Origin of the sequence: Cellulomonas fimi, from assembly GCF_012952065.1 — a bacterium.
GTDB classification, from domain to species: Bacteria; Actinomycetota; Actinomycetes; order Actinomycetales; family Cellulomonadaceae; genus Pengzhenrongella; species Pengzhenrongella fimi_A.
The window spans coordinates 46,507-59,197 of record NZ_JABCJJ010000013.1; the positions used below are offsets into that span (position 1 = coordinate 46,507).

General features: G+C 68.1%; 8 protein-coding genes. 1 reads left to right on the forward strand and 7 read right to left on the reverse strand.

What is annotated here, in order from left to right:
• Positions 1-46: 46 nt before the first annotated feature.
• Positions 47-3,031 carry a hypothetical protein gene (locus HIR71_RS09935; protein WP_169324906.1) on the reverse strand — a complete coding sequence of 995 codons (2,985 nt, stop codon included), beginning with the start codon at positions 3,029-3,031 and terminating at the stop codon, positions 47-49.
• An 822-nt stretch (positions 3,032-3,853) separates the two neighbouring features.
• On the opposite strand from HIR71_RS09935, the gene HIR71_RS09940 reads away from it, so the two are divergent.
• Positions 3,854-4,720: an ATP-grasp fold amidoligase family protein gene (locus HIR71_RS09940; protein ID WP_211374014.1), complete on the forward strand. Its 867-nt coding sequence runs from the start codon at positions 3,854-3,856 to the stop codon at positions 4,718-4,720.
• A 60-nt stretch (positions 4,721-4,780) separates the two neighbouring features.
• Here the strand turns inward: HIR71_RS09940 and HIR71_RS09945 are convergent, their stop codons facing one another.
• The 6 genes from HIR71_RS09945 to wecC form a co-directional block, all read right to left on the reverse strand.
• On the reverse strand, positions 4,781-5,764 hold the full coding sequence (locus tag HIR71_RS09945) for a glycosyltransferase family 4 protein (protein WP_169324907.1): 984 nt from the start codon (positions 5,762-5,764) through the stop codon (positions 4,781-4,783).
• Between the two features lie 2 nt (positions 5,765-5,766).
• Positions 5,767-7,620 carry a glycosyltransferase family protein gene (locus tag HIR71_RS09950; protein ID WP_169324908.1) on the reverse strand — a complete coding sequence of 618 codons (1,854 nt, stop codon included), beginning with the start codon at positions 7,618-7,620 and terminating at the stop codon, positions 5,767-5,769.
• Positions 7,621-7,954: 334 nt separating this feature from the next.
• Positions 7,955-9,823, reverse strand: a complete 1,869-nt coding sequence (locus tag HIR71_RS09955) for a glycosyltransferase family protein (RefSeq protein ID WP_169324909.1) — start codon at positions 9,821-9,823, stop codon at positions 7,955-7,957.
• Positions 9,820-10,239, reverse strand: a complete 420-nt coding sequence (locus HIR71_RS09960) for a hypothetical protein (protein ID WP_169324910.1) — start codon at positions 10,237-10,239, stop codon at positions 9,820-9,822. Before HIR71_RS09960 ends, HIR71_RS09955 begins: the two co-directional genes overlap by 4 nt.
• On the reverse strand, positions 10,236-11,447 hold the full coding sequence (locus tag HIR71_RS17485; RefSeq protein ID WP_169324911.1) for a glycosyltransferase family 4 protein: 1,212 nt from the start codon (positions 11,445-11,447) through the stop codon (positions 10,236-10,238). Before HIR71_RS17485 ends, HIR71_RS09960 begins: the two co-directional genes overlap by 4 nt.
• Positions 11,438-12,691: a UDP-N-acetyl-D-mannosamine dehydrogenase gene (gene wecC / locus HIR71_RS09970; protein ID WP_169324912.1), complete on the reverse strand. Its 1,254-nt coding sequence runs from the start codon at positions 12,689-12,691 to the stop codon at positions 11,438-11,440. Before wecC ends, HIR71_RS17485 begins: the two co-directional genes overlap by 10 nt.

Here is a 12,691-nt window from a genome sequence, read left to right on the forward strand (position 1 = left end):
CACATGCACCTGGCCAGCGCAGCGCAGACCCGTCACATGTGCCGGATCACGAGGCTACGAGGTCCAGCCGCGAGGTGAGCGCTGTGAACCCGGGCGCCGACGCACTGAGTGTCAGTCGGTGCGCACCGGCCGTGAGCGGAATAGCCGGGAGATCCCACCTGCCGCTGCCCCGGACGAATGTCGAGTAGGTCTTCCCACCGACCGTGAGCACCACCTTGGAGTTCGGCGTGCCCCGCCCGGTGATCACCACCGGACCGGCGGCCACGGTGTCGCCCGAGCCGTGACTCATGACTATCGGTGCGGAGAGTGCCGTCGGCGCCTCCCCGAAGTAGACGTCCACAGAAGTCGACTGGTCGGCGTAACCCGGTACCTGCGAGAGGAATGTGAACGTCATCGGCGACGGGCTCACGGCGATGGTCCGCAGGTGCCACCTCCCCGTCGAGCTCACGGCCGCATAACGGACCTGACTTCCGGCCTGAAGCGTGATCATGGCGCCTGGGGTGCCCTTGCCGCTGAACCCCACCTCGCCACCCGGGTAGAAGCTCGTGCTGTTGTGGCTGATGAGCAACGGTCGTACGTGCGATGTCGGCTTCGTCGCGAAGGTGAGCGAGACGTTGTTGGTCGCGCTGGCGCAGCCTGCACCGGATGCTGTGAACGGCACCGCACCCGCCCACCACCCCATCCAGAGCGGCGACGTCGCCCATGTGCCGTCGTCGCGCACCGTGGCGGAGCGCTTCCTTGTGCCACTGACGACTGTGATGACGGATCCGGGCTTTCCGCCCGTCCCTCGGAACGCGTACTCGCGGTTCGGTTCGTTGTACCCACCGACGACCACGTTGTCAGGCGTAGGAGCAGGCAGGGTGCAGGTGTACGAGGACTGCCCCGTCGTCGTGAGGACCGCTCGGGTCACCCGAGCCGGCTGACCGTCCAGCGTTGCCGTGAAGGTCAGGTCGTAGGAGCCTGCCGCGAAGTCGATGGCTCCGAGGGTCCAGGCGCCGCCGTCCATCACGACCGTCGAGCGTGTGCGCGATCCGTCACTGAGCGTGATCGTCGAGTTGCGCGTCCCGGTTCCGGAGAAGACGAACGACCCTGGTGCCTGGGTCGCCGAGAGGTCCGGTGACGTCACGAGTGGCGCCTGGAGCGCCGTGGCTGTCTCGGCGGACGAGACCTCGTATCGGTACAGCCGGGCTCCGCGCGCGAAATACAGGTCGTCGCCGTCCTGCACCAGCGCGGTGACGGGACCGGCATCGTTCTTGCCCGCGACCGTTGTCCGCTCACCCGTCGTCGTGTTCACTGCGGCGAGCTCCTGACCGAGCGTGGCGAACAGCGTGCCGTTCACGAACGCGATCCCGAGCTCCTTGCCGGTGGGTGATGACGTGTTGGGGTAGCCACCCAGGTTTCGCGTCAGGGTCATGGAACCGTCGGCCCCGACACGAAACTGGATGAGGAAACCCGTCGAGATCGCCCAGAAGTGCCCCTGCTGGCTGGGGTCGGGGGTGATCGCGGCGACCCATGAGTATGTGGCCGAGCTGGCACCGGGTGGCGTGAACCGCTTCACCGCTCCGGTGGTCACGTTGTAGGTGAAGATCTCCGCCGGAGACGCCGCGGGGACCGCTCCGGTACCACCGGTGTTCGACGAGCCGCCGACCACGATGTCGCCGTGCGCCGCGAGCGAGATGACGCTGTGGTTGGGGATGATGTTGCGCTTGACCGTCAGTGCGTTCGTCGCTGGGTTCCAGAGGCTCATTGCTCCACCGAGGGTGTTCTTGATCGGCACGGAGCCGATCGCCACTTGCCGGCCGACCTGGCGAATAGCGACCGGGCGCTCCTGGCTGTTGTTGAGGTGGAGGCGGAGTGCAGGGTTTGAGGCGCCGTCATAGAGGTAGATCGGCGCAGACGCCGACGAGTTGCCGGTGTATCCCCCCATGACGACCGCGTCGTCGAAGGCTCCGAACCCTTCGATCTGCGGACCCGGCAGCAGAGCTGTGCCCCCGCCTCCCGGCACGTGGCGCCCGATCCCGGACGGGAGGTCGTAACCGCCGGAGTAGATGGCGCCGGCCGCGTCAGTGCCCAGGCTCATGATGGTCGACGGCGCGTCGGTTGCACGCAGGGTCTTGACGACCGGGCTCGTCTGGCCTGCCGAGTTGATGACCACCTTGCCGTCGATCGTCGTGGTCACGAGAGAGAAGCCCGACCGCCCGGCGACCCCGTCGAGCCAAGCGTAGGAGACCGGTCCGGCGACTGACGACGAGGGCCAGGGCTTGGGGTTGTCCTTCGCGTTGTACTTGTCGACTCGCACGGTCTTCAGGTGATTCGCGAGATCGACCCGCATGAGCCCCGCACCCGAACGCTGGAAGTACACGTAGCGCCCTTCGATGAGCGGGGAGATCCCATACGGCGAGATGCCCTCGATGTAGGGCACGACGTTCGGCGTCTCGGTGCCACCCGTCAGCCGACCCACCTGGTCGTCGAAGTTCTCGAAGGCGCCAGTCGAGACGTTGTACGCGAACAGGTACGGCTGATTGACCATGCGTAGGAACAGGAAGTCCCCGGCGCGCGACATGTCGAACGCCGACCACTGTGCTCCGAACGCCGCAGGGGTGGTCACCACGGTCGCCCTCCCGGTCGCCCGGTCCACCTTGACGAGCTTCGCCGACGCCTCGGCGTAGTTCGAGAGCCAGACGTTGGTCTCGTCGACCGCCAGCGACCGGACATAGGACTCGCCGGGAATGGGTTGTCCGAGGGCGCGGACAGCGCCGTCCGCGAGGACGTACAGACGACCGTTCGACGGCGCGTAGGTGCCGATGTACAGGTCGCCGTCGGGAGCAGGAGCGAGCCGCACTGCGTACTGGCCAGGGATGGTCCCGACCTTGGTGAGGGTGGAACCGCCCCCCCATCGGTACAGGTGCGCGGCAGCGGAGTCGTTCGCTGCGAGGTAGACCGACTTCGACGCGGCCGAGTAGACGATGCTCAGAACGTCTACCCCGGTGGGGATGCTGATCTCCGCAGCCATGGTGCCATCGAGGTCCATCGCGAAGAAGCGTGCTGGCGTGCCGGGACCACCACTGCTGGTGAAGTAGGTGAGATATCGACCGTCAGCCAGAGCCCCTTGTGCTGACTGCTCGGAGCGAACGGCGCCCTCGGCGCCCGGGATCTGTACACCGAGATCCTTCTCGGCGCCTGTGACGACAGGTTCAGCCGCAGACGCTCGCGGTGGCATCGCTACGAGTCCGGTGAGCACCAACGCCATCATGACGACGAATGCGGCCGCGCGACTGCGCCAGGACAGGGTCATGTACTACTCCTCGGTCGGCGCCGAGCGATTGTGAGGGATCCGGCAGGTCATAGGTCGGTCACATCGGGCGGCGGGATGCGAGCCGGTGTGCGGCTACGGTCGCTTCTGCGACGACATCCATACGTTCAACGGCCCGCATGCTCTTGAGCGGAGAGTCGACGCGAGCCTTTCGCCTTTCAAAGGTACTTCACCCTTCGGGGCATCCGGTCCCATCGGCGGTGTGTGTGGGCTCACACTGCCCGGCGCCGGGCGCGCCCGAGCGCCTCGCTCACGTGCGACCCCCTGTGTGGCGTCCGCGTGTGTGTCGTCCGCGGCGGCGCCTTCAGGACACGACGGCGGTCTGACTCATCGCACGACCGTTCCCTGGGCGGATCGTCGCGGCGACGTATTTTCCATTGCGCTTTCGGTACCATTCTTCGCATATCACCCGCACGTCCGTGCTCGTGCTGCAGGCGTCTTTCCGGCCGGCGCAGCCTGATACCGGCACGGCCGTCCGGTACGATTGGCAGCCGATTGCCGGGGAACACCCGCCCACCCAGAGTTGAGGGAAATTGAGCAGTGGACTACTTCGAGCACATGCGCCGGAGACTCGCAGGCCAGGAGCCGTTCACCCCGGCGCGGATCGGCGACAAGAAGAAGTTGAGGCAGTTCGCCGGTTTTGTCGGGGTGCGCGTTCCCGAGACGTTCTACGTCGGGCCCATCGCTGATCTCCTCGAGCGCGACCTCCCCGAGGAGTTCGCGCTCAAGCCGGATTTCGCGTCCACATCCATCGGCGTGCTGCTGCTCAAGAGGGCGAGCGCCGGCTCCTTCATCAATCTGCTCGATGGTCAGGAGATCTCCGGCGAGGAGGTGCTCAGCAGGTGCGGCGCGATCTCCGAGCGCTACTACGGAGATGCAGCGCGAGGGCACTTCATCGCCGAGGAGCTGCTCCGGGACCACGAGGGACGGACTCCTCCGCAAGACATCCGGTTCTACACGTTCCAGGGCGAGATCGGCATGATCCTCAAGGAGGAGCATCTCGCCGGTCCCGCGAGCGCGATGTACTTCGACGGTGAGTTTCTGCCGTTCCCCGACGTCACCGGCCGTTATGGCGTGGCCAAGAGCGCCGAGCATCTCGAGGCCATCGTGCCCGCGACGACGCCGGAGAACTGGCGTGAGCTGCTGGCCGTCGCCAAACGCGTGTCGACGGCTGTCGCGTCCAGCTTCTGCCGGGTCGACCTGTACGACACACCTGCAGGGATCTACCTCGGTGAAATCACGTTCTTCCCGGGCACCTTCTACTACCGGGACCGCAAGCTGATGAGTCAGGCCGAGGCGGAGCGCCTAGGACGGATGTGGGATGCAGCAGCGGAACGGCTTCGAGGTTCGAAGGACCAGCCGTCCGCGCCCTCCAACGAGACGCACGCCGACTTCACGCGGACATGACATCGCCTCGCGGGCATCCCACTCCGTCGCTCGCGGTGGTCGTCGCCACGAGAGCCAACGTCATGCCTCAGCCGTCACCCGACCGGACAGGGCCCGGACGGCGTGCGCCATCCCGCGGAGGTCGCCGACCGGCACGAGCCTGTAGTCCTCGAGCACGTGCTCGCTGAGCGGGCCGACGTCGTACGCGGCGACCGGCAGCCCACACGCACCGGCCTCGACCACCCCGTACCCGTATGACTCGGAGAGCGCGGTCGAGCAGAACACGCCTCCGGCATCACGGACGGCGCGGTGCAGCGCCCCGACGTCCTGCTGGGGCACGTTGAAGTAGAAGTCGATCCTGTCCTCGACGCCGAGCATCCCTGCGGCGCCGAGCACCGCGCTCATGCGAGCCGGGTCCGTCTCGAAGCTGAAGAGCAGGAGTCCGTAGTACTCCGGCGGCAGGAGACGCAGTACGCGGAGGAAGTCCGTGTAGTTCTTCTGCACGTTCTCCATCCGCCCGATCCAGATCACAGGGATCGCACCGGGCCTTCCGCGCAGCGGAGCGACCTCCCGCGCCGTCGGGTTGAAGCGCGTGCGGTCGATGAGGTTGGGCACTGCGCGGACCCGAGCATGCTTCCGTCTCGGCAACGCCTGCTGCACGACGTCCGCGGCCCACTCGCTCGGCGCCCAGATCTCATCCACCCTGGTGACGTCGAGGGTTCTCATCTCGGACTCCACGACGGTCTCGATCGGGGCGTGCACCTCGTACACCACCTTCGTCCGTGCCGGCGCGGACACCTGGTTCATGAGCTCTGGCTGGCTGGTCACGGTAAACAAGTCGTAGTCCACGGTGGCGAGCGCGAACGACAGGTAGTTCTTGAGGCGGTCGGGGCGGACGATGCGGACGTTGCAGTTCGGCAAGTCGGCGAACGCCGACTCCCCACCGCGGTCCTTGGTGAAGACGAGGTCGTAGCGGGTGCTCGGGTTGGCCAGCGCGCGAGCGCGGTAGACGCTCGTCATGCCGCCCAGAGAGCAGTTGACGTAGGTGCTCAGTACACGCTCCATGCTCACTCGCCCTCCAGGATGTTCAGCATCCGACCGGCCCTCTCGGACCACGACGCCGTCGCCAGGTAGTCCTCGAAGCCCTCGAGCTCCTGCGCGCCGAGCGGCTTCGACACGGACGCTCTGATCGCCTCGGCCATCCCCCGTTGCGTCGTGTACGTCAGCACGCCCGGCATCGACTCCACCTGGCCCATCGGTGCAGAGATCGTGCGGATGCCCATGGCGACGTACTCGTAGGCCTTGTTGGGGTCCACTCCGTAGGTGAGGCGGGAGATCTTGAAGGGCACGAGCCCGGCGCTCCATTCCTCGACGTAAGGCAGGCACTCGTCATGGGTCTTGGGCCCGAGGTACCGCACGTTCGAGGGCAGGACGAGATCGTCCGGCATGCCGTGACCGATGATCTCGAACCGCACGTCGCTGAGCTCGTCGGCAGAAGCCAGCAACCACGGCCAGTCGAACCAGGAGGCGGTGAGATGGCCCACGTACCCGACCTTCCGCAGCCTCGCCCGCCGCTCCCACGCCTCGGCGGTCCGCAGCGGGGCCGCAGCCTCGATGAGCGCGTCCGGCGCCGCGTTCGGGACCAGCTGGACGTCCTCGCGGCCGGTGATGACGGCGATCTTGTCCCGGAGCCGGGGGCTCACTGCCAGGACGGCGTCGGCGCGCTTCGCGAAACGGACCTCGAAGTTCTGCTCGTACCACTTCGAGTAGCCGACGCGCTTGAACTCCTCCATGTCGTCGCGGACCTCGTAGATGACTCTCCAGCCGTGGTCGTGACAGCGATCGAGGAGTCCCACCATCGACATGTCGGCGAAGGAGGAGCAGAGCAGGACGTTGTTGGCGCCAGTACGTGCAAGCAGGACGTCCATCACGAGACTGAGCGAGTCACGCCCCACCTGGAGGATGCGCTCGGCGATGAGGCCCGACTCGTCGGGCGCCGGGGTGCCGAAGGCGAGGAAGACGACGTTCCACCCGGCATCCGCGTACTCCATCGCCAGCCGGTTCGAGCGGCGGAGCAGGCTGTTCTTGAGGGAGATCGGCCCGGCCGTGGTGTAGACGACGAGCACCTTGGCGTCCGACGGGATCGCGCCGAGGTGCTGAACCAGCTGCTCGCTCGACAGGGCGCCGACCTCGAGCCCGGCACCGGTGACGACCGGCCGCGAAGGCACGGTGATCGCGCCCGTCTTCCACGTCTGGCCGGTGAGCACCAATCTGGCGACCCCCCTCGGCACCGTGATCTCGATCGCGCGCGTTCCCTCACCGTCAGGACCGACCGCATACGTGAAGGCGCCGAACTGCGGCTGGATCTGGAACTCGGGCCCCGGCGGGAGCGAGGCACCGGTTGCGTCCTGGTAGTCGAAGAGCATCAGCGCCTGAGCACCGGGTGCAGCATCCACCGTCCACTCGACCCGATAACGCACGCCAGGCTCGACGTCGTAGACGACCTTGAGCTGGTCGATGAGCACGGACGCCGGCTTGCCGGCGGAATCCGCGAATGTCGACTCACTGCCCGGTCTCTCGACCACGATGGTGGGGGCCCCAACCACTTCGACGGGCGTCTTGCTCAACCAGGGGTGGCCCCGGAGGGTGAGCCGCGTCGCGCCCTCCGGTCGAGGGATCGTCGTGCGAGAGACGGAGACCTCGTCGGGCCCTGCGTGGAGGTAGAAGTACGGACCGAACCGCTCGGACTCGAGGTATGGCGACACCGGGACGACGGACTCACCCGCCTCGTCCGTGAAGGCGAAGGCAACGAGTGCCGCCTTCCGGGTCGCCACCCCTCCGTTCGCGAAGTGGATCTCGACGAAGATCGACGACACCGAATCGTCGAGCTCGACCTGCTGGTCGAGGTCTTCGATCGTCAAGGCTGCTCCTTCCCTTCCAAGGTGAGCGCCGCTGACGACGCATGCGGGTCTGCTGCACGGGAAGCACCACGGCTCCCGCGTGGGCATGGTGTGGACGTGCGGCGAAGCGGTCCCCCGCACCCTCGCCCTTCGACCGCGCCGCCGGCGGCGGGAGGGCCGCCTGTCGGAGGCGCTACGAGCGCCGCCTCCCCCGGTCGCGCACCGCCGACCTGCGGTCTGTGTCGGTCGAACCGCCCCCACCCTAACCGAGCGGCGTTCTGTGCCCGGGCGTCGACCGGACCGCGGGACGGGCACGATGTTCGGCCGGACGAGAACTGCCGCTGCCACCATGCCGTCACGTGACCGCCGAGGTGTCGTCCGTGGGCGGCCGGCGTCGTCGCCTCGACCTCATCTCCCAGTAGGAGAGCTGGAGACGGCCGAGCCGGCTGCCTGACAACGCCTCGTACCTGTCCTTGAGTCGCTGCGTCTCCTTGACCTGTCGCGCCAGATCAGCTGACAGGTGCTCGATCTCCGTGCGCAACGTCGCATCGGCGGTGCGCGGAGTTCCTGCCCGCTCGGACCGAGGCGACGACGACCGCGGCGTGCCCGTCGCGCCGGACACGCCGGGCGCGTCGCGCGCGTCGCGCGCAGGCTCCGCGGCCGGGACGAGGCCCAACCGACCCGCGGCGTCGTGCACGACCGTCGTCGGGCCCACTTCACCGGCGGAAGCCTTGGCGGCACCGGTCCCAGCGGATCGCTCGGCTGCGAGCACGTCGACGACGAGCTCGAGGGTCGGCACGGTGGTGCGCCCCGCACTCGACGGAGTCGCTCCGTCCGAGGACCACCGCACGAAAGGCCCCATCCTCTCGACTGCGTGGAGCTCGTCACGCGCCTGTGATGCAGCGAGGACGCGCGCGGCGTCGGCGGAGTCGGCGAGCCAAGCCACCGTCCATCCGTCACGCGTGACCAGGCGTTCGTCGGACGTGACGAGCGCACGCACGCTGGCGCTGATGTCGCCGCGCGGGGGCGAGTCGCCGAGGGCGGCGTCCACGAGCGTCGGGAAGACGTCTCTGAAAACCCTCTCGTAGGTGTACCCCTCGGCCACGTCGACGGCCGTCTCGGCGGCCGCGCGAACCAACCCGCGGTCGCTCGCCATGCGGCCGAGGAGAGCGACGAACTCGGTCATGGACGAGGCGAACAGCGGGTAGTCGGCACCGAAGAGGCGCTGATGCATCGCCGTGGGGTTGATGACGCAGGGCCGACCGAGCACGCCGTGCTCGAGCAGCTTGGTCGAGAGCTCCAGGCTGGTGTCGAGCGAGGGGTGCCGCCACCCGATGCCCGCATGTGCGCTCGACACGAGCTGCCTCGCCTCGGCGCGCGTCACCGCTCCGCGCCAGCTGATGCCGGGGTGCGACTCCAGCAGGTAGCGGACCTCCGCACCGAAGGTCGGCCACTCGGGGGCTCGCTTGAAGTGATCGCCTGCCACGAGCATCCGCAGGTCCGCACCAGCCGACGCCGCCTCCTTGAACGCGGCGAGCATCTCCACGGTGTGCCAGGCGGGCGCGAACTTGCCGGTGTAGGCCAGCACGAGGGGACCGTCGGTCCCCGGCAGGATCGCCTCGTTCTCCGCGGGAACGGACGGACTCATGACAGCGAGTCGCGTCGTCGACCCGTTTGCCCGGAGAAGGGCGCCGAGGTGGTCGCGCATCTCGGGGGTCTGGCACAGGAGCGTCGCCTCGCCGACGACCAGGCGCTCGAGCCTCGCCAGCGCCTCCTCGCCGATCGGCGCGTCGGCTGCCACGACGCCGGTGACGTAGACGCAGAGCCGACGCCCGAGGTCAGGTCTGCGCTGCGCCAGCTCGTCGGCGACCTCCGTGCTGCGCACGATGACGACGTCGTACGCCGCCCGGTCCAGGTAGTGGTCGAGGGCGCTCGCCGCCATACCCTCGTCCATCCTGCGGGCGCCCTCGAACTCGGGCTTGTGCACCGCAAGCCCGGGATCGGCAAACGGGTCTGTCACGGTGACGCGGTCGTTGACCAGCATCTCCTGCACGACGACGGAGCGGGTGATCGGTGTCGCCGCGACGACGTCGACCTGAACGCCGGGTGCTGAGGTGAGCAGCGACGCGGCCCCTGCCACGAAGAACGCGGACCCGTCGATCACGTTCAGGTCGACGTGCGCATACAACAGGACCCTGAACGGCTGAGCCTTCACGGCGGTCACGTCCCCTCCGTGGCGAGAGTGACGGTCGTCGAGACGCGTGTGTCCGCCGGCGACGACTCCGTGCCGCGACGGACGAAGCCCCTGACGCGATAACGACCCGGCTCCTCGGGGGACAACCGGAGCGTATTCGACCGGCCGTATGGCTGACGCCACCGCAGATCGTCCTCGCGGTAGACGTAGAAGGCGAAGGACAGGTCGGACCCGTCTGCCTCGATCACGCTGTGCAGCGTCCGTTCCTCCTCGACCTCAAGGGAGACCGCGCGGATACGCGCGCGCGTCAGCTCCTCCACCTCCGTCTCGAGTCGACCGAGGCGGTCCGCGAGGCGTCGCAGGATCGCCTCCTGCTGCTCCTCCAGGTACGCGTACGCAGAGGCCCAGTCCACGTCGGCGACGGGCTCGCTCCCTGAGCGGTTCATGCGTCGACCCCGATCAGCTCGATCTCGCGACCGACGGTCGACGCGAAGCCGCACTTCTCCCGGACGGACGAGGCGGCACTCTGTGAGAGGGAGAGGAACAGCTCGCTGTTGTAGTAGAGCATCTCGATCTGGTTCGCCAGGTCGACCGCGTCCTCCGGGTGGGCGAGCATGCCGGAGACCCGGTCCTCGACGAACTCGGGGATGGCCGTGATCCGCGTCGACACGGGAACCAGCCCGCTCGCCATCGCCTCGCACATCGAGACGCCTTGAGAGTCGAACCGGGTGGGCGCCAGGAACACCCCGTGGAGGCGGTGCAGCTCGGCGATCTGCTCCTGCCGGAGGAAGCCGGGGTGGATCGAGACGTTCTCCAACCCCTCGACGGGCCGCACGGTCTCCTTGAACAGCGGGCCCTCACCACGGATCGTGAAGCGCAGCCGGTCGAAGAACGGCCGTCGCGAGAGCTCGACGATCGCCGCCACCGTCTGGTCGTTCGCGTACTTGCGTGAGGCGTACGGACGGACCGAGAGGATGTGCAACCGGTCGTCCGCCGACTTCGGGCGGTACCGGAAGAGATCCTCGTCTATCACGTTCGGGATGACGTGGGGGCGCCGGGTGGCGGTACCGGCATCCGGCTCGACGACATGGCGGCGGAACCAGTCGGACACGTGGACGACCTGCACGTCGAGGTCGTTCGTCGACAGCAGCCATGCCATGAAGGAGAGCTGCCCGTGGAAGTACGAGCTCCGTCGTGCCAAGGCCTCCCGGATCTCCTTCGCGGACTCGGTGAAGTTGAACCAGCGGCGGTGCCATGCCTCGGCCTCGAACCCGTGGACCCACACGATCACCGGCGTGGTGGGGGCGTGCCGCACGATGGGATCCAGCATCTCGGGGCTCGCGAAGTGCACGAGGACCGACCGGTACGACCGCGAGGCGATCCGCCGGTCATAGGCAGAGGCGTTCCCCACGGTGACGGAGACGCCGTCGAAGAGGTACGAGTACGGCGTCTCGACAGGTGGGTGGAGGTAGAAGACCTCGACGCTGATCCCCGCGTCCACATAGCTCCGGACCCTCCGGTGGATGAAGGCGTTCCGGTACAGCGCCGCGTCACTCGGGTACGCGTTCGTGACGACCAGCACCTGCGCCGGTCGCAGCTCGGTGGACTCGGCCGTCTGCACCGCCGCGCCGCCCTGCTCCTCCACTAGCGCCACACGCCCCGTGTGTCGATGACGATCTTCTCCCGCAGCTTGAGCTTGCGGCGGTCCGCGGCCCTGAACGTCTCGTGGTCGACGAGCATGAGCACGATGTCGGCGTCCCGGACCGCGGCCTCGAACGGCATCAGCGAGACGTTGGAGCGCTCGGCCAGCTCACGCGGCAGCTGCTCGATGTGCGGCTCGACCGCGTAGATCTCGGCGTCGGGCAGCTCGTCGGCCAGGCGCGCGACGATGCGCCGGGCCGGCGACTCGCGCAGGTCGTCGATGTCGGGCTTGAACGCGAGCCCGAGCGCCGCGATCCGTGGGTCCTTGAGCCGGGCGGCCTTCGCGACCACCCTCTCGATGACCTGGCCGGGCTTGGCGTCGTTGACCTCGCGCGCGGTCCGGATCAGGTTCGCGTGCTCGGGGACGGAGGAGACGATGAACCACGGGTCGACCGCGATGCAGTGCCCGCCCACGCCCGGGCCGGGCTGGAGGATGTTCACGCGCGGGTGGTGGTTCGCGAGCTCGATGAGCTCCCAGACGTCGATGCCGAGCTTGGCGCTGATCAGGGACAGCTCGTTCGCGAACGCGATGTTCACGTCGCGGTAGGAGTTCTCCACCAGCTTCGCCATCTCGGCCGTGACCGCGTCCGTGAGCATGATCTCGCCCTGGCAGAACGTCTGGTAGAGCGACTTCGCCAGCTCGGCGGCCTTCTTCGTGAGCCCCCCGACGATCCGGTCGTTCGTGATGAGCTCGATCATCACGCGACCCGGCAGCACACGCTCGGGGCAGTGCGCGACGTGGATCTGGCGTCGCGAGTCCCTGCCGTCCAGGCTGAGGTCGGGTCGTCGGGCGAGGATGCGGTCGGCCATGTGCTGGGTGGCACCGGGAGGCGACGTCGACTCGAGGATCACGAGCTCACCGCCGGTGAGCTGGTCCGCGATGCCGTCCGCGGCCGCCTCGATGTAGGAGAGGTCGGCGGCGTAGCCCTCGGCGAACGGCGTGGGGACCGCGACGATGTACACGTCGGCCTGCGGGGTCGTCGTGTCGGCCTTGAGCCGCCCCTGGCTCACCGCGCCCGCCACGGCGATCTCCAGGTCCGGCTCGACGAACGGGACCTCGCCGCGGTTCACCGCGTCGACCGTGGCCTGGTTGACGTCGACGCCGATGACGTGCGAGCCGTGCATGGCGAGGACCGCGGCCGTCGGGAGCCCGATGTACCCGAGCCCGACGACGGCGACTGTCTGCTGATCTGTCAT